The 18,879-nt window shown below is 41.8% G+C and carries 15 protein-coding genes; 12 read left to right on the top strand and 3 right to left on the bottom strand.

Translation table 11 applies throughout. From position 1 onward, the window contains the following. The first annotated feature begins 300 nt into the window (after positions 1-300). Both K5Q73_RS20810 and K5Q73_RS20815 read left to right on the top strand, forming a co-directional pair. The gene (locus K5Q73_RS20810) at positions 301-792 is read left to right on the top strand and encodes a chemotaxis protein CheW (RefSeq protein ID WP_220760180.1); all 492 of its coding nucleotides are present in this window, start codon (positions 301-303) and stop codon (positions 790-792) included. A gap of 189 nt (positions 793-981) precedes the next feature. Continuing rightward, positions 982-1,386 (top strand): DUF2802 domain-containing protein, encoded by a 405-nt coding sequence (locus K5Q73_RS20815; RefSeq protein ID WP_220760182.1) that lies wholly within the window; start codon positions 982-984, stop codon positions 1,384-1,386. Between the two features lie 504 nt (positions 1,387-1,890). On the opposite strand, the gene K5Q73_RS20820 is transcribed toward K5Q73_RS20815, so the two are convergent. Together K5Q73_RS20820 and K5Q73_RS20825 are read right to left on the bottom strand one after the other, a co-directional pair. After that, a complete protein-coding gene (locus tag K5Q73_RS20820) occupies positions 1,891-2,199 on the bottom strand; it encodes an EscU/YscU/HrcU family type III secretion system export apparatus switch protein (protein WP_220760214.1) in 309 nt (102 codons plus the stop codon). Positions 2,200-2,327: 128 nt separating this feature from the next. Then, the gene (locus K5Q73_RS20825; protein WP_220760184.1) at positions 2,328-3,908 is read right to left on the bottom strand and encodes a hypothetical protein; all 1,581 of its coding nucleotides are present in this window, start codon (positions 3,906-3,908) and stop codon (positions 2,328-2,330) included. Positions 3,909-4,267: 359 nt separating this feature from the next. Here K5Q73_RS20825 and K5Q73_RS20830 point away from each other — a divergent pair, with 359 nt between their 5' ends. The 4 genes from K5Q73_RS20830 to K5Q73_RS20845 all read left to right on the top strand — a co-directional run bounded on the left by K5Q73_RS20830 (position 4,268) and on the right by K5Q73_RS20845 (position 7,017). Then, complete coding sequence (locus tag K5Q73_RS20830; protein WP_220760186.1) at positions 4,268-5,035, top strand: VacJ family lipoprotein; 768 nt, start codon at positions 4,268-4,270, stop codon at positions 5,033-5,035. Positions 5,036-5,129: 94 nt separating this feature from the next. Continuing rightward, positions 5,130-6,236, top strand: a complete 1,107-nt coding sequence (locus K5Q73_RS20835; protein WP_220760188.1) for a response regulator — start codon at positions 5,130-5,132, stop codon at positions 6,234-6,236. A 61-nt stretch (positions 6,237-6,297) separates the two neighbouring features. Then, positions 6,298-6,555, top strand: a complete 258-nt coding sequence (locus K5Q73_RS20840; RefSeq protein WP_220766176.1) for a hypothetical protein — start codon at positions 6,298-6,300, stop codon at positions 6,553-6,555. Between the two features lie 108 nt (positions 6,556-6,663). Further along, the gene (locus tag K5Q73_RS20845) at positions 6,664-7,017 is read left to right on the top strand and encodes a four helix bundle protein (RefSeq protein ID WP_220764473.1); all 354 of its coding nucleotides are present in this window, start codon (positions 6,664-6,666) and stop codon (positions 7,015-7,017) included. A 295-nt stretch (positions 7,018-7,312) separates the two neighbouring features. Here K5Q73_RS20845 and K5Q73_RS20850 read toward each other — a convergent pair whose 3' ends face one another. Then, entirely contained in the window at positions 7,313-8,818 is a 1,506-nt protein-coding gene (locus tag K5Q73_RS20850) for a peptide MFS transporter (protein WP_220764475.1), read from the bottom strand. A 443-nt stretch (positions 8,819-9,261) separates the two neighbouring features. On the opposite strand from K5Q73_RS20850, the gene rfaH reads away from it, so the two are divergent. From rfaH to K5Q73_RS20880, 6 genes are all read left to right on the top strand, one after another. Continuing rightward, positions 9,262-9,783, top strand: a complete 522-nt coding sequence (gene rfaH, locus K5Q73_RS20855; RefSeq protein WP_220764477.1) for a transcription/translation regulatory transformer protein RfaH — start codon at positions 9,262-9,264, stop codon at positions 9,781-9,783. A 1,150-nt stretch (positions 9,784-10,933) separates the two neighbouring features. Then, a complete protein-coding gene (locus tag K5Q73_RS20860; RefSeq protein ID WP_220764479.1) occupies positions 10,934-13,729 on the top strand; it encodes an SLBB domain-containing protein in 2,796 nt (931 codons plus the stop codon). A gap of 224 nt (positions 13,730-13,953) precedes the next feature. Beyond that, positions 13,954-14,301, top strand: a complete 348-nt coding sequence (locus K5Q73_RS20865) for a four helix bundle protein (protein ID WP_220764487.1) — start codon at positions 13,954-13,956, stop codon at positions 14,299-14,301. Between the two features lie 184 nt (positions 14,302-14,485). Further along, positions 14,486-15,451: a Wzz/FepE/Etk N-terminal domain-containing protein gene (locus tag K5Q73_RS20870; RefSeq protein ID WP_220764496.1), complete on the top strand. Its 966-nt coding sequence runs from the start codon at positions 14,486-14,488 to the stop codon at positions 15,449-15,451. A 692-nt stretch (positions 15,452-16,143) separates the two neighbouring features. Next, complete coding sequence (locus tag K5Q73_RS20875; protein ID WP_220764498.1) at positions 16,144-17,556, top strand: mannose-1-phosphate guanylyltransferase/mannose-6-phosphate isomerase; 1,413 nt, start codon at positions 16,144-16,146, stop codon at positions 17,554-17,556. 9 nt (positions 17,557-17,565) lie between these two features. Next, positions 17,566-18,879, top strand: a 1,314-nt coding sequence (locus K5Q73_RS20880; protein WP_220766177.1) for a phosphomannomutase, incomplete at its 3' end; no start/stop codon positions are given.

Genomic DNA, 18,879 nt, shown 5'->3' on the forward strand with positions numbered 1-18,879 from the left:
ATATGGTCTATACATGGTGTTAGGTTAAGTAACTACCTATTCTAATTGCAAAATTTTACACGACAGCATATACGTGGCATTTAGACGTTAGTTTGCCGTTGTTTGCGTTAGTTAGCACCGTTAGGTGTAGCTGATTGTAGTTAGATTGGGTGTAGTTAGATTAAAAGTAGTTAGATATAGCCAGATTGAGTTAGACGAAAATAATTAGATGCACTTATACATAGCTAGCTATGTTTAATTGGCAAAAGTATTCACACATAGATTAGAGATATAGCCGCAGAGCTATTGATTGAGGCGATTATGACAAGTTCAAACAGTGTAGCTGTAGCAGCAGGAACCGAAGATGCAGTTTTACAGTGGGTTACATTTAAGCTGGATAACGAAACTTACGGTATTAACGTTATGCAGGTACAAGAAGTATTACGTTATACCGAGATAGCGCCGGTACCGGGAGCGCCTCATTATGTTCTAGGTATTATTAACTTACGCGGCAATGTCGTGACGGTTATTGATACTCGCTCACGCTTTGGCTTAGCTTCTGCCGATGTTAACGACTCGACACGTATTGTGATTATTGAAGCTGAGAAGCAGGTAATCGGTATCTTAGTTGATAGCGTTGCAGAAGTCGTTTATCTACGCGGCACTGAAATCGACAATGCACCTAATGTGGGAACAGAAGAGAGCGCCAAGTTCATCCAAGGTGTCAGCAATCGTGATGGTGAACTGCTGATTTTAGTTGATTTAGACAAGCTATTATCCGATGAAGAATGGATGGAACTGACGCAGATTTAAAGTCAGGGGCGAGGGCGGACTTCGTCCAGCTAGAACCTAGAACCTGCTTTTCCTAGAACCTGCTTTTCCTAGAACCTAGCACCTTCTTAGTTTTAACCTAGAAGTCGCAAGGCGAGGCCCTCGAAGTGACGCAATCACGCTCTAGCAGCGCAGCGTCCTTCTTAGATATTTTTATAAGAAGAGTCATTAATGATTGTCGAAGAAATTTTAATCGCTGTTGCCTTGTTGTTTATTATTGCATGTCTTGCGTTAGTGCTGTTTTTACAGAAGCAAACCGCTAAGTTGCGTGCAAAAGTCGATGCGCTGACAGTGTTAATGAAAGAGGGCGACAAGCAAAGAGAAGCTGCTAAGCGTGAACTACAGGAGCTTAGAAGCGGTACGATTGGTGTGGGGCGACGAATGTTAGAGTTAGAAAATAAGCTCGCACAACAAGATGCCAAACTAGAGGAGAGTAGTCAGCAAGATCCGCAGGCTAAGCTATATTCTCGCGCAATGAAGATGGTTGCTTTAGGCGCTGGCGTTGAAGAGCTTATAGAAGAGTGTGAGTTGCCTAAAGCTGAAGCTGAATTGTTGATCAGATTGCATGGTAAGTAGAAGGACGTTCGCAGGCTCACTATGAGGTTCTAGGTTCTAGGAAAAGCTGAGACGAACGCTTCGCTTACGGATAACGGAACGTTCGCAGGCTCACTCACAGAACGCTTCGCTGACGGTTCAGGCTAAGACGGTTCAAGCTAAGTTCGTTCATGCAGAGACTTCAGGATTTTTTTCATTCGCTTTAATCTTTTTCGTTTTCCTAGAACCTAGAAGTCGTAGCGCGACGTCCTTCTCCTGTTTCCGTAAGCGAAGCGTTCCGTAGTGGCGAAGCCACGTGCTGTAAGGCCACAGGCTGTTCGCCTGAGTCTCACTGTTTATTGATGTTCCTAGATCTTGCTTTTCCTAGGACCTCGCAGTGACATTCAATTAATACAAATAGTCACGTGCCGTAAGGCCGCAGGCCGTTCGTCTTAGCTTGTCGCCCCTTGCTTTCCCGTCTTAGCTTTTACCTAGGACCTAGAACCTTTCTTAGCTTTACCTCGCAGCGCTGCGTCCTTCCTATCTTTAAACCTCTTCCATAATCTTCTGGTGCATATTATTCCACTTCTCAGGAAACTTACCGTCTAGTACATACACAAAAGCAATTAACTCAGCGATAAGTAGATACAGTTCTTTAGGGATCTCATCACCGACTTCTAGCCGTTGTAAAAAATCACATAAATGCTCGTCTTGGTGAATGAATACACCAGACTCTTTAGCTAGCGCTACGATTTCGTCAGCGATGGCTTGCTCACCTTTGGCTGTGATCTTGGGTGCATTACCAGGTTGATAGGCTATGGCAACGGCTTTATTTGACTTGTTATTGTCTGGCATCTTCGCATATGGAGCCTTTAAATCAGGCATGACCATCCTTATGTTGTCGACTTAACTTCTTGACTTAATCGCTTGGCTTAATCGTTTAACTAAATTGTTTGGCTTAACCGCTTTGCTAAGCAGTGTGGCTAAACTTGGACTTTTACTAAATAATGATCCCCTGGAAGTACACTTGCGGGAATGCTTTCTAGTGCAGTGCTAAGTGACACTTTCGAGAATCCAATAGATTCAATTTTTTCAATCAGCGCAGCTTGTAAAAGGTCCACTCTCTTGATCAGATTTTCATCGTTACTAGAAATTTTTAAGGCGACATACTTAGGCTGATTATTCATATCTTGGTCATTTTGTGTTTTTGCCGTAATTAACACAGCGCCATTAGCTAAGTTGAATTTAAGCCTTAGGTTCCAAGTACTCGAACTAGGGTCATCCATAGAGTGCTGCCTTTGTATATGACCTTCTAACTGTTCTTGATAGTGATTTATGCAATAGGGTAGAGCAAAGAAATACTCTGTAGATTGCTCCTGCTTACTGCAAGCATTTTGGTAAAGATTTAAATTACTTAATAGCTTATTAAACGAGGGCAGGCAGGCTGTCTTTTCAATTAACTTCATTAGCGCGTCAGGTAAAGCTAATTGTTGTTGAAGTGCGTTAAGCTTAGCGGCTAGTTGCAAAGAAATACTCGTAGTAGCTCGCGAGCCTAAAATAAGTTGCTGTAACAAGTTGATGGTGCCCAGGTGAGTAGCTGTTTTGCTGGCGTCTAAACTAGCTGACGATGCATCAAGCTGCAACATTGTCATTATCAATTGCTGCAACAATTGTGGCTGACTTAAGTCGGATAAAGGCTCTGGCGCCAGTTTGGGTAAAAGGCGCTGCAAAACTACGGCTAAGTTATCCTTAACCGGCTCAACTCTAGGACTGCTTTTGGGTAAGCTGCCAGCTTTTTGAAGAGCGCTGGCAAGAAAATGATTGTTAGTCGCTAAACTTGAGCTGTTTTGTTGTGTAGGCCGGCTAATGTCATCTGCAATATGGGCTGTGGGTATAGCTTCTAATTGTTGAAATAACTTTTGATACTCGGCGCTGACATTCATTGACGGCCGAGATCGGTTTGGGGATGTCGAAACGTCCGTTGCCTGCAGAGTTACAACACCGGTTTCAATGTCGGTTAATGAGATCTGCGCCTTAAATTGAATCTGTGATAAACAAAGCAATAACTGCTCACCTTGGCTTTTAATACAAGCCGCATACTCACCGTTTTTAAGTGCACTAGGCTGTTCTAACGTGATTGCAGGTGTATTGTCGAACTTGACTCGATAAGCCTCTATTTTTGCGTTGGGTAGCGGATAACCTTCATGACGTTTTGCTAGCTGTTGTAGTTTTTTCGTTTGCTCTGGATGGCGATTAATCACAGCTAAGAGCGCTTGAGGTAAGGTCTGGCTATAGGATTGGCCTAAAGCAATTAAAGTGCTTTGGGAAATAGTATTTTGAACTTGGACTATATTTAATAAGAAACCTTGGGCTTTTGCCAGTTGCGTAGCCGGCAGGGGCGACGCACTTTTTACGTTATATTGTTTACCTGAAAGGCTTAGTACAACTCCGGAATTAGACAGCTTAATAGTAACAGGTACTAGGGATTGAGCAGGCTTTGCCGAAGAGGCTCCTATCTCTTTACTAGTGGGGTATGTAATTTGCTGTTTAGTTAAAGGTTGCAAAGTTAGGCTCTTTTTCAGTTCAGTTAGACGAAGGAGTCAAAGGTTTAAAAAACTAAAGCTATATACTTATTAACAAATTTAAAATTGACCTGATGGTGTAACTCAGTATCCTTAACCATCTTCCTGATGAAAATACATATATTTGGCTGGTAATGTTACTTTTTGGTTAAGGCTATGGTCATATGAACTATATCGACACTTGCAACGTATCACTTTAGCCTGAACAAGGATTTTATTATGTCTTTTTATCAATGGCATTGAATAGCAAGCTTTTATGCTTGCGAAATTGATTGCTATTAATAGGTGTAGAGAGTAGATGTTTAAGATAAATCAAGTAATTCCCTTTCAAAGAGACAATTATGAAGTATAAATGGATTGTGCTTTCTCTGGCGATATTTGGAATGCCTTCAATTGAAGCTGCAGAAGAGACCACTACGGATGGTGAACAACAGATAACAGTAACTTATAACGATCCACGAGACCCGATAGAAGGCTTTAACAGAGCCATGTGGGACTTTAACTATCTGTATCTTGACCGATACTTTTATCGTCCGGTTGCCCATGGTTATAACGATTACATTCCCCACCCCGTTAAAAGTGGCATTAATAATTTTGTCCTCAACCTCGAAGAACCGTCAAGCTTGGTTAACAATACATTACAGGGAAATTGGGGCTGGGCAGCTAATGCGGGCGGCCGGTTTACTGTCAATACCACACTTGGTTTGTTAGGCGTGATTGACGTTGCCGAGATGATGGGTATGACTCGTAAGCAAGATGCCTTCAACGAAGTGCTAGGTTATTATGGCGTACCAAACGGCCCGTACTTTATGGCACCCTTCTTTGGCCCTTATGTTACTCGTGAACTCGCGTCAGACTGGGTTGATGATCTATACTTTCCACTATCAGAGCTGACGTTATGGCAGTCAGTGTTAAAATGGGGTCTTAAAAACTTGCATACGCGAGCGTCTGCAATCGATCAGGAAAGATTGGTTGATAATGCGCTTGACCCATATACTTTCGTGAAAGATGCATACTTTCAGCACATGGACTACAAGGTATATGACGGTGATATTCCTCAAAGTGACGACGATGAGTTACTTGACGAATACATGCAGGAATTAGAATAGCATTAGATAAGTGGGCAAATAACAATAAAAGCTCCGCTTAAAGCGAAAACAACACACAAGGAAGTTGGTTTTCGCTGTTGTCAAAGGGCAGCTTATGGGGTTAAAAGAGCTAACGATACTATTTGTGGAAGACGATCCTGTCTTCCGTAAACTAGTCTCATCCTATTTAGAAAGCCGCGGTGCAGAAGTCACTGAAGCTGATAATGGTGAGCAAGGACTAACTTGCTTCAAATCACAGAAGTTTGACATTGTTATTGCAGATTTAAGCATGCCAAAGCTGGGTGGTTTAGACATGCTTAAGGCAATGAATCAACACTCCCCGAATACGCCATCAATCATTATCTCTGGCAATCAAGCTATGTCAGATGTGATTGAAGCATTAAGGCGTGGCGCTAGTGACTATCTGGTTAAACCAATATCAGATCTCTATCTTATAGAAAACTCAATTCGTGAATGCTTGAATAGCTCGCTAGAAGAGTCATTGAATCTTGACGAACAAGAGTCTTTATCCTACCTAGAACTAAACGAAAATTTAGCCCTTTTAGAGCAAAGCAGCGAAGCGGCTAAGAGTGTTCAGCAGCAACTATTTCCTCCAAGCCGAGTTGAATATAGTGATGTAGTTATCGATTACAGCTTATTTAACACAGATGAGGTGAGCGCCCACTTTATCGATACAGCCATGGTAGGAGATAAGCATGTAATGATGTACATGGCACATTTCCGTCCTCATGATAACCGAGCAGCTTTTGCTTCAGTTTTACTAAAGAGCTTCGTTAATCATAAGCTTAAACTCTTCAGAAGCGGCGCGTCACAGGTCATTATTGAACCTTTCAATATGTTGGGTTATCTGAACGACCGTATGACTCACTCTGGGCTTGGTATCGTGGTCGATATGGCCTATATCGTAGTGGATTTAACGAATTACCAGGCAACATTAGCCACAGCCGGAAATGAATTTCGCTGTTATTTGAAAAACAGTGAGGGGCTTTCTCCCATAGCATTAGCAGACTCTTTACAGCTCGGCATGGCAAATTGGAGTAAGCCGAGTGTTCAGTTTAGAACAATACTGTTTGGAGAAAAGCTATGTATTTCGACGCTAGTAAGTGAGCACAAACAATTGCTTTTAGACAACCAATTTCACGGGTTAATTCATCAACCCACAACAGAGCCAGGTGGATATATACAGCTGGCTTTAAGCTGAGACGGTACTAGCTAAGACGGTATAAGCTGAGATGGAATAAGCTGAGACGGTACAAGCTGAGATGGTACAAGCTGAGATGGTACAAGCTGAGATGGTACAAGCTGAGATGGTACAAGCTGAGATGGTACAAGCTGAGATGGTACAAGCTGAGATGGTTCAAGCTGAGATGGTTCAAGCTGAGATGGTTCAAGCTGAGATGGTTCAAGCTGAGATGGTTCAAGCTGAGATGGTTCAAGCTGAGATGGTTCAAGCTGAGATGGTTCAAGCTGAGATGGGTCAAGCTGAGACGGTACTAGCTAATAACGGCTACCTTTTCTAGCTTGTGTAGGTTGGACTTTAGTCCATCAACCTTGCCGCAGATAAGTAAGATTTGTCGGCATAAATACCGCCTTACGAGTAAGCTCAAATTGATTATTCAAGGATGAATATGGCGACTTTTAAAAAATTAGAAATATGGCGGCGTGGGTGCGACTTGAGTTGTCGTATCTATGAGTTAACGAAAGATGTTAGAGATTATGGATTTCGTGACCAGATCTCAAGGGCAGGGCTATCCATCCCCTCAAATATTGCAGAGGGAATTGAGCGAGAATCGGTAAAAGAACAAATTCGCTTCTTATTTATATCAAAGAGCTCTGCTGCTGAAGTGATAACTCAAATAACCATCGGCATTCGAATAGGATATATAGAACCAAGTGTAGGCAATCAGTTAATCAAAGAAACTGAAAGTATTACAATGATGATTGCTGCACTGATTAGAAAAAAGAAGAGTTTACTGAGCTGAGACGGTCAGGGTGAGGTGTAAAACCTTTGGTGTGTGATGTTTTTAACTTTTCCGGCTTTTCTCGTCTTTGCTTGAATCGGCCGTTAACCATCTTAGCTGTTTCCGGCATTTACCGTCTCAGTTCTCATCGGCCCATAAAAGTAAAAAAGCCAGAAGAGTTATCTTCTGGCTTTTTTCATGCTTCAAGCTTTTCCGGTACTAAGCCTTAGCTTGGACCGTCTTTGCTCATTTCGGCTTTTCCGTCTCAGCATTATCCGTCTTAGCTTAAACCGGCATTTAACCGACTTTCGTCGCTTTATCGTCTAATTGCTTCATGCTCTGCTGTAACTGCAATCTCTTCTTCTAGAGCTTGCTCTTCAGTAAGTGGGCCACCTTCAGCGCCATGCATCCAATCAACAAGCTTGTCAGCTAGGAAGTAAAGAACAACACCAGAAAGTGCAGCTACAATCGCAATACCAGCGAAGATTGACATTGCATTAGCAAGCTGTTCTTCTTTCGCACCACTGTGACCAATCATAGAACCAACAACCCCGGCGACGAAGTTTGCAGCAGCTATGAATAGGAACCATGCCCCCATCATTAACGAGGCAATACGAAGTGGAGCAAGCTTAGTCACCATAGATAGACCGATTGGCGATAGACATAATTCACCCATAGTATGGAAGAAGTATGCACCGACTAACCACCACATGCTTGATTTAGCACTAGCGTCGCCGTCCATTTGTAAAACAGCACCAATCATAAATAGGAAACCAATACCAAGTAGTACTAGACCTAGTGCAAATTTAACTGGAGAGTTTGGCTCATTCTTACCTAAACGGATCCAGATAGAAGCAATCACAGGTGCAAATAGCACAATGAATATAGCGTTCAGAGATTGGAAGTAAGTCGTTGGAACTTCCCAGCCACCAATCATACGGTCAGTAAAGTCGTTAGTGAACAGATTCATCAGGCCACCGGCTTGTTCAAAGCCTGCCCAGAATATAATAGTAAACAGACCCATAACCATAATTACTTTAATACGGTCGCGTTCAATCTTAGTTAGTGGCTCTTTACGCACTTGACCAGATTCAGCCGCTTTCTGCTTTTCTAGTTTAGCAGCAGGAACCGTACCGATATCACCAAGTAATCTTTGAGCAAAAACGAATTGAATGATTAAAGAAAGAATCATACCAACACCAGCACAGAAGAAGCCTGCCTGCCAGTTGTTGATGAAGACTTCTTTACCGTCAACGATAGCGCTATGGCCGAAGTTAGTATAAGCCCAAGCTACAACAAAACCTGAAAGCGCTGCACCTAAGTTAATACCCATGTAGAAGATGGTGAATGCACCATCACGACGGTGATCGCCTTCTTCATATAGGTCACCAACCATAGTTGAGATGTTTGGCTTGAATAGACCATTACCAATGATCAGGGTACCTAGACCAATATAAAATACCATTGTTGCAGAGCCGGGAACCCACTCATGTGGAGCAGCTAACAAGAACTGACCGGCAGCCATCAATGCGCCACCAATATAAATTGATTTACGTTGGCCTAATATATTGTCTGCTAACCAACCACCGAAAAGTGGCGTTAGGTAAACGAGTGCTGTAAATGTTCCGTATAGCGAAAGGGCATCAGCCTGTGTCCAACCTAGACCACCACCGCCTTGATTACTGACTTGGTCTACTAGATAAAGCACCAAGATTGCGCGCATTGCGTAATAACTAAAACGTTCCCATAATTCAGTTGTAAACAACAGGAAGAGTCCTGTTGGATGCCCGAGCATCGTCCCCTGGGGTTTTGATACGCTCATGTATTCTTCCACCTTCACTTGTGATTGCCTGCAGCTCAATAATCACCACAGAAATTTGATTTACTTAAATTATTACAGCTTTCAATGCCCATAATCAGTTAAGGATGTTAAATCTAGACTGGTTTTGTAACGTTGTAAGCTGTTTTATTGTGGGCTTGTATTCTAGTTTTTATCATTTACCGCTGAAAATAGCGCCAAATGCGATAAAGCCTACCTTATATACCCTTTATGGGCGGCTAAAGTCAATTTTGAAAAAGTAACTGTCGACTTAATAACCAGTCAATCGCTAGCCTTGAAGTGTGAGGTGAGAAATGAGAGCTAGAATCTCTACTTTGGATTATCGCTACTTCCAATCTAGGCAAAATATTTGCTAGTATTCGTGCCGTGAATAGGAAGTCACGGCTGTGTGAGTACAGTTGTTGAATTAAAGATGAGAGAGTGAAATGAAGGCTTGGTATCTATTATATTGCAAGTCTCGTGGCGAGGCCCGAGCACAGCAAAACCTGGCTCTTCAGCAGATTGACACCTATCTGCCTACCTACCCAGAAGAAAAGTTAGTCAAAGGGCAAAGCACTGTAAAGCGTGTATCATTGTTCCCTAGTTACTTATTTATTAACTTTGATCCCGAAATTACTAGCGTATCTAAAATCCATAACACCCGAGGTGTTATAAGGATTGTTGGCTGTAAAGAACTCATGACGCCTATTGATGACAGCATCATTCATGCGATTAAAATGCGTGAACATAAGTTGATCTCAGAGCTTTCCCCTAAAGAATCAAGCGCCACACTTGAACCAGCAATGGAGCGAGGTGATAAAGTGTGCTTTACCGAAGGGCCATTTTCTGAGCTCGAAGGTATTTTTGATGAAGCTAACGGCGAGAAGCGTTGTTTTGTACTGTTTGATCTTATGGGTAAGCAACAGCGAGTAGCAGTAAATAAAAGTACGATAAAACCAGTTAAATAGTAGTGGTGGTTATTCAGCTGAAGTACATATAGCCAAAAGTACGAATCTTGCCATTTTGGTTGTAAGACATTTGCCATAGCATGGCATCATCGTTAAAGGTTTTGAAAGTGATACGCACGTTACTTTACAGATGCTGTTGGTTTTTATCTGTTTACTAGGCCAGCGGCTGTTCAGCTTAAGAGAGTAAGTGAAAATCTGACTTTTGTACGGTGTATAAAGCGAATTATGTTGTGGCATAGGGCAACAAACGCGTAGAGCAGCTGCAGGGTAAGTATTGAAGTTCGAGGTTATAAGTCGTACAGGCTCAAACTAGTAAAGTTTACAACTGCGTAAAGAATCGGCAACTGAAACTCGTTAAGGGTTAGAGTTACTGCTCAACTGAAGCCGTTAGTGTATACTTTTGCGCTGCTTGGTTTTTTGTGCTCGGGATGCAGTGATAAAACCTCTCATTGGATAGAAAACATTCAATGTTATTGAGGGATTACGCAATAGAAGTCTTGCTTCGGCACAAGGGTATGCTAGTGGCTGTAAACTGACTGAGTGCTGAGTGCTGAGTGCTAGATAGAAAAATGTACAAGCTCTAGCAGTAGTAAAAAGCCTAGTCCATAAACGGCTAAGTAACAAACTGCATAGTTAAAGTAAGAGTTAACTGAAGGATTATGATCAAACCGCAAGAAATTGTGGATAGTGGAAAGTGAAGTAACTAGTAGAAATAAAAGCGTAAAAGTTGATTTAAGTTAGACGCACGAGCTGAGTTTACCTTAAGTTAATTTGAATAAATGACAACAAAATCAGACGTATCCGCAATGCGGATGGGCAATTTGGAAGCCGCAATCCATGGGCGGTAGCGTGTCTAAAGGCTAAGAAGGACCTAGGTTCTAGGACGTTCGCAAGCTCACTTATGGATAAGGTATTAGGGCGTTCGCAAGCTCACTTCTAGGTCGCTTCGCTACTAGGACCTAGGAAAACGGTAAAACAAAAAATATGGCAAATAGTTTTTGATCTTGTGATTTGCCTAGGACCTCGAACCTAGGTTCGTCTCTGCTTTAAGATTTTGCTTTTCCTAGGACCTAGAACCTTTATTTACACCTAGAACCTTTATTTAAACCTATGACCTTTTCTGACTTTAACCCTCTCTCGGAGATTACTGGTGCTTAACAAGACTAAAAAACTCATCATTGCTGGTATGTCAGCGCTGATATTGCTATCAGGGCAGGCGAGTGCGATTACGCCTTCTCCACAAATGATGGAACAATTTAAAAATCTTCCAGCATCTGAGCAGCAACGCTTAGCCAAGCAGTATGGTATTGACCCTTCAATGTTAGGTGGTGGCAGCAGCTCACAACCGCAACTTGAAAATCCAAACCTAGTTAATCCACGTGCTCAGTACGACGAGAATGGTCAGTTAATACCAACCGATCAGTTTGGTAATCCAGTGGATGCATTTGGCAAACCGTTAACGGATAAATCAGATGAGCAGCTAAAGTTTGAAGAAGATGCGGCAAAAGCTGAGCTAAAACGTTTTGGTTATGACTTGTTTGCAGGCGAGCCAACTACTTTTGCGCCAGTATCTGATGTACCTGTACCGAGCGAATACTTGGTTGGACCTGGTGATAACATCAAAGTACAACTCTTTGGTAAAGACAATAAAGAGTACGACCTTGTTATTAATCGTGAAGGCGTTATCCAGTTCCCAGAGCTTGGTCCAATTTCGGTAGCCGGACTAACCTTTAGCGAATTGCGTGAGACTTTATCAAAGCGTATCAATCAGCAGATGATTGGTATTCAGTCAAATATCACCATGGGCGAGTTACGCTCTATCCGTATTTTTGTTGCTGGTGACGCATATAAGCCTGGCTCTTATACTGTTTCAAGCCTTTCAACCATTACTCAAGCATTGTTTGTGGCGGGTGGTGTTAATGAAATCGGCTCACTACGAAACATTCAAGTAAAGCGGAACGGCAAGTTAGTCGGTAGCATGGACTTATATGATCTACTACTTCGTGGTGATGCTTCTGGCGACATCAACTTACGTTCTGGTGACGTAGTATTTATTCCATCAGTTGGTGGTTTGGTCAGCGTAACGGGTGAAGTACGCCGTCCTGCCATTTATGAGCTTAAAAAGCATGAAACAATGGCACAAGTCATTGAGATGGCAGCAGGTATTAAACCTGGCGCATATCCAAGACGCAGCAGCGTTGAACGTTTTAATGCCAATAGTCTTAAATCAATTTTGAATGTCGACTTAACATCAGCCAAAGGTAAAGCGACTAAAGCTTTGGCTGGTGACGTGATCCGCGTAAAGAGTGCAACCACTCAATACGAAGATGCGATTACAGTTGTGGGCGCCGTTGTAAGACCAGGTAAATATCAGTGGTATCAAGGCCAAAAAGTCAGTGACTTGGTGCCATCAATCTGGGGCGACCTTTCTGTATCTGCCGACCTTGAATACGCAATCATCGTTCGCGAAATTAATAAACAAGGTGATATTCAGGTTTATCAATTCTCACCAGTACAGGCTATTAACGGCAAGGTTCTTTCACAAGACCTAACGCTTCAAGCGCGTGATAAAGTCATTTTCTTTAACTTTAGCGATCTTACCCAAAACCGTTACGAGCTGAATAAGCTAGTAAAAGAGCGAGTACAAAAGGTTCAGTCATTAGCGGGTAACTCGTTAATTGGTAACGATCTGTTTGAAGCAGGTTTTTCGCAGTTAAATTCACAAAAATTTGCTGACCGCTCAGAACTAGGCGGCGTAGCTATCAACAGCCAAGGCGTAGAAGAAGACCCAACTGCCAAAGCTGTAAAAGGTGAAGTCAACAAGATGTTGGTTAACCTGTTTGAAGATAGTGACTTAATCAAGCTAAGCGGAGAGATGAACCGCGGCGAGCTGCTTTATCCAATCATCATGAAGCTTAACAGCCAAGGTCGTGCAGGTGCGGGTGTTGCAGCTGTTGCAATTAACGGCCGCGTGAATAACCCTGGCATCTACCCGCTGACTGTTAATGCACGAATTAAAGATCTAGTTACAGCCGCAGGCGGACTGGAAGAAGGTGCGTATACCCCACGTGCAGAATTAACCAGTACATATACAACGGTTGATGGTTCAGCGATTAAGCATACCAATATTGCACTTGAAGCTGCACTGCAAGGTGATGCTACTCAGAACATCGCAATTAAAGGCCGTGATATTTTAACCGTGATGACCACACCCGATTGGCAAGAGAACAAGTCAGTTGAAATACGTGGTGAGGTCAAATTCCCTGGTACCTACAATATTCGCCGCGGTGAAACCCTTGAAGATGTATTAAAGCGTGCAGGTGGCTTTACCGAGTATGCCTATTTACCATCATCGGTATTTGTACGTGAATCTGTGCGTCAGCAAGAGCAGTTAGAAATTAAAAAGCTTGCAGATCAACTACGCCGTGATATTGCTACTCGTGGTGTATCAAAAGACGGTAACGTAGTTAATTATACCGACGCTCAATTGATGCTTACCGACTTGGAAACAATCCAAGCAGTAGGTCGTTTAGTAGTCGATTTGTCAGCAATATCAGTAGGCATTAAGCAAGCTGATCTTCAGCTAGAAGACCAAGATGTACTTTATATTCCATCAACCAAGCAAACGATTGCCGTAATGGGTGAAGTACAACACGCTGCAACGCATAGATTTAAAGAAGGTCAAACACTTGACCAATATCTAGCAATGTCTGGTGGTGCAAGAGAGCGAGCAGATGACGACAGAACTTATGTTATCAAGGCCGACGGTTCGGTAATGCTACCAAACCGTTCTATCTGGTTTAGTAATGAGTCAAGCTTACAACCAGGCGACACCATCATTGTACCGCTAGATACCGAGTACAAAGACAACCTAACACTTTGGACGCAAGTCACTCAAATCATCTATAACAGCGCAGTAGCATTCGCCACAGTCGCGAACTTATAAAGCTAAGACGAACGCCACAAGTGGCTACGGAACGCTGCGCTAACGGAACGCCGCAAGCGGCTACGGAACGGACTGCGTCCTTACTGATAACAGAAAGATTTGATTACTTTTTCCGTAAGCGAAGCGTACTGTAGGGCGAAGGCCGTTCCGTACAGCGTAATTGAGCTTGCGAACGTTCCGTCTTCTGTAAGCGTAGCGTTCGCTTTCCCCAACCAAGGATGGTTATGAAGTTTCAAAAGCTTGAAGTTTGGCAGCTAAGTTACCAACTCTCGTGTTCAATATACATAGAGACTAAAGAGTTGAGGGATTGGGGATTCAAAGACCAAATTACTCGTTCAGGTCTTTCTGTTCCTTCAAACATTGCAGAGGGAATTGAACGACAGGGTTCAAAAGAGCAAATACAGTTTTTGTATATTGCTAAAGCATCGCTAGCCGAAGTTATGACACAGGCGATGATAGGTAAAGATATAGGCTATCTAGAAACTAAATTCGTGGATGAGCTTTTAGTAAAAGCTGAAAGAATCTCAGCGATGCTTGCAGGATTGATTAAAAGCATAAAGACCCGCAATTAATCATTTGTTCTTAAATCTTTACCGTAAGAGAGCTTGCGATCGTTCCGTCATCCGTAGCGCAGCGTTCAGTAGGTCGCAGACCGTTCAGCTCTTAGCTTGAACCGTAAACGAAGTGTTCTGTAAGAGAGCTTGCGAGCGTTCCGTCAACCGTATTCGAAAACTTAAATAATGAGATAAGTTTTAAATGTCCAATGAACTAAATAAATACAAACAAGATCACCAGTTTACGCCGGCTTCGCCGGCAGAAGACGAGATCGATCTTCGCGAGCTCTTTTCTGTCATCTGGCAAGGCAAATGGCTAATCATCGCCATCACTGCCGTCTTCGCCATTGGCTCTGTTATCTTTGCCGTCATGCAACCAAACATTTACAAATCTGAAGCCTTACTTGCCCCAGCTAGTGAAGAGCAAGGTGGTGGATTGAGCGCATTAGCTGGGCAATTCGGCGGCCTAGCCAGTATGGCTGGCATAAACCTTGGTGGCGGCGGTGGAGTTGATAAAACTCAAATGGCCATTGAGGTGATGAAGTCGCGCCAGTTTGCCAGTCAGTTTATTCAAAATCACAATATCTTGCCTGACTTAATGGCTGCTGATAAGTGGAACATGGTAAATGATACGCTTGTATATGATGACGAGCTATATAATCCAAAAACAAAAACTTGGGTACGTGAAGTAAAAGCGCCATTCAAACCTGAACCTTCAATGCAAGAGGCCTTTAAAGAGTTCTCTAAAGTTATTTCGGTAAATTCTGCTAAAGATACCGGCATGGTGACAATCTCAGTCGAACATTTGTCTCCTAGCGTTGCCCAGCAGTGGGTCACTTGGTTAATCGAAGATATTAACAAGGTGATGAAAGAGCGTGATGTTGCTGAAGCAAATCGTAGCAGTGAGTTCTTAGAAAACCAAATCGCTAAAACTAACGTAGCTGATATACGAACTATCCTTTACCAGCTTATAGAAGAGCAGACTAAAACCATTATGTTTGCTGAAGTACGTGACGAATATGTTTTTAAAACTATCGATCCCGCATTAATACCTGAAGAAAAAGCAGGACCTAAGCGCGCTTTAATATGCGTACTAGGCACAATGCTTGGTGGCATGCTGGCTGTAATGATAGTTCTAATAAGACATTTTGTTAGAAAAGAAGATTAGGGCTATTTCTCTTATAGTTTCTGGCAGCGGAGCGCTCTAGCATTCTAGAGTATTCTTTATAGCTCGAAAGCCAAGGCTCACAAGGGATAGCGCTAACTTAGAAATAAGAGCGACCGTCTCAAAATGGATTTAAAATGTCTCAGCTTTAATCTAAATACTGAGTGTATTCAGTAAAAATAATATATAAAGATCATTATGCTCGCTTTAGAGACATTTATAACAGTAACTCAATCGATCTAACTGTGCGCAATCGCGAAGGTAATTTATGACTAGGTAAGCGCTCCAATCGTCCCGCAAAAGAGAATTGGTTTGTTTCTGGTAGGCGAGTGCAAAAAAATAACGGTTAGAGGATACTTTTAGTCAACTAATCCAAGCTGAATTAGGCCTTTTAAAAACAACTCCAAGTTATAAAGTTGTTTATCAGTATCCCATGTTAATAATTTGTTTAAAAGATTTATTTACAACTCTCTATTTTCTGCTGCCTATGAAATTGAATTTAATGGAAATTGAGCCCCGTTATTTATATAGCAACACGTTGATTATAAGCGGTCAGAAGAAAATGATTTATTGGTAAATTACAAAGTAAAAAGTACATATGCACACTAAATGGTACTTTAAAAAAGATAAGCAAGCAGATAAGCCAATTAAATAATTGCTGAGTTTCACTTTAAACCTTAGATTGGAAATAATTTATGATTACCCCCGTTATTATGGCTGGAGGCAATGGAAGCCGCCTTTGGCCCCTTTCTCGCTCTCTATATCCTAAACAATTCTTAAGTGTAACTGGTGGCCAGTCAATGCTGCAGCAAACGGTTGCACGCTTGTCTGATATCGAACATGCATCACCAGTCTTGATTTGTAATGAAGAGCATCGCTTTATCGCTGCGGAACAAATGCGTCTCGGTAATTACGAACACGGTGGGATAATTCTTGAGCCTGTTGGACGAAATACAGCACCAGCTATAGCACTTGCGGCATTACAAGCGGTTAATAATGCGGTTGATGGTGAAGATCCTATCTTATTAGTATTGGCCGCTGATCATTTGATTGATAATGAGGAAGCTTTTAAAGACTCAGTTTCAAAAGCAACGCCGTTTGCTGAAAGTGGAAAACTGGTAACTTTTGGGATTGTGCCTACAACCCCGGAAACAGGCTATGGTTACATTAAATCCGGTATTCAAGAAGGTAATGCGTACTCTGTAAGTGAATTTGTTGAAAAACCCGACTTAGCCACTGCAAAAGAATACTTAGCTTCAAAAAACTACTACTGGAACAGTGGAATGTTTTTGTTTAAAGCAAGCCGCTACCTTGAAGAGCTGAAATTATATTCACCAGAAATGTTGGATGTGTGCCGACGATCGATTGCAGAGTCCACACAGGATTTAGAGTTTATACGTGTTGACAAGACTGTGTTTGCAACCTGTCCAGATGATTCTATTGATTATGCAGTGATGGAAAAAACAACTGCTGCGATGGTTGTACCAATGGATGCAGGTTGGAGTGATGTTGGTTCATTCGCTGCGTTGTGGGATGTATCGGAAAAAGATCAGAATAAGAACGTTATTAAGGGGGATGTCATTGCTGCTGATTCTACTAATAACTATATCCATGCAGAAAATAAATTAGTTACAACGGTTGGCGTAGATAACTTAGTAATTGTTCAAACTAAAGATGCGATTTTAGTTGCAAGCAAAGATAAAGTGCAAGATGTAAAAAATATAGTTAATGAGTTAAAGAGTTCTGGACGTAGTGAATTTAAACTTCATCGTGAAGTGTATCGTCCTTGGGGTAAGTACGATTCTATTGATATAGGCCAACGTGACCAAGTTAAACGGATTACAGTTAAGCCAGGGGCTAAATTATCTATTCAGATGCACCATCACAGAGCAGAACATTGGATCGTAGTATCTGGTACTGCAAAAGTAACAAATGGCGATAAGACTATATTGCTTACTGAAAACGAATCTACCTATATACCGATTGGTCAAGTACATGCGTTAGAAAACCCAGGCGTTCTTCCGTTAGAATTAATTGAAGTGCAGTCGGGCTCTTATCTTGGAGAAGATGATATAGTGCGTTTTGAAGATCGTTATGGTCGGGTATAGAGGATTGAAGTGTCTATAAATTCAAAATTAGTCAGCGCATCAGTATTAGCAGAAAGTAGTGTAGCTTTCGGTACTAGCGGTGCTCGAGGTTTAGTTACACAATTCACCGCAGATGTGTGCGCTGCATTTGTAGTTGCATTCACACAGTGTATGAAGCGTAATTTCAGTTTTCAAACCGTTGCCATAGCGATAGATAATCGTCCAAGCAGCTATGCGATGGCAAAAGCTTGTGCAGCTGCTTTACAACAGTTAGACATAAAGACAGTCTATTATGGTGTTGTTCCTACGCCGGCTCTAGCTTATGTCGCAATGGGAGATAATATTCCCGCGATTATGGTAACGGGTAGTCACATTCCTTTTGACCGTAATGGCCTTAAATTTTACCGTCCAGATGGTGAAATAAGTAAAGACGATGAAATAAATATCGCTACCGAAGAAGTTGAGTTTTCTGCAATTACAGACTTACCTGAATTAATAATTAGCAAACGAGCTGCTGAAGAATACATTGTACGGTACACATCACTATTTGATACGGCATGGCTTACCGGTAAACGTATCGGGATCTATGAGCATTCAAGTGCTGGACGTGACCTTTACTACCGTATATTTGAACAATTAGGCGCTGAAGTTGTTTCGTTAGGGCGAAGCGAAGAGTTTGTCCCTATCGATACAGAAGCCGTATCAGAAGAAGACAAAGTTAAAGCTCTTAGATGGTCAGAAGAATATGACTTAGATGCTGTTTTTTCAACTGATGGAGATGGAGATCGACCTCTTATTTCTGATGAGAATGGCAATTGGTTGTGTGGTGACATACTTGGATTATTAAGTGCTGAAGCCTTAAATATTGAAGCATTAGCTGTTCCTGTAAATTGTAATACAGCTATTGAACACTGCAATAAGTTTAAATGTGTCGAAAGGACTAAAATCGGTTCGCCCTATGTCATTTCTGAATTTGAAAAATTAACTAAGAAATTTGATATCGTTGCTGGCTTTGAAGCTAATGGTGGTTTTCTGTTGGGCAGTGATGTACAGCTATACGGTAAACTATTAAAAGCACTCCCAACACGTGACGCTGTACTTCCTGTGATTATGTTGTTAGCTGCAGCTGGCAATGACGTTATTTCAAAATTAGTTAATGCATTGCCACAACGTTACACACACAGTGATCGTATTCAAAACTTTGCAACAAAGAAAAGTCAAATGATTATGGCACAAGGGAAAAACAATCCTGTGAGATTATTAAAGCAATTGGGGTTTGATAATATAAAAATTAAAAATACCAATGAAACTGATGGTTTAAGAGTAACATTAGACAATAATTTA

The organism is Shewanella sp. MBTL60-112-B2 (genome assembly GCF_019655055.1).
Taxonomy (GTDB): Bacteria; Pseudomonadota; Gammaproteobacteria; order Enterobacterales; family Shewanellaceae; genus Shewanella.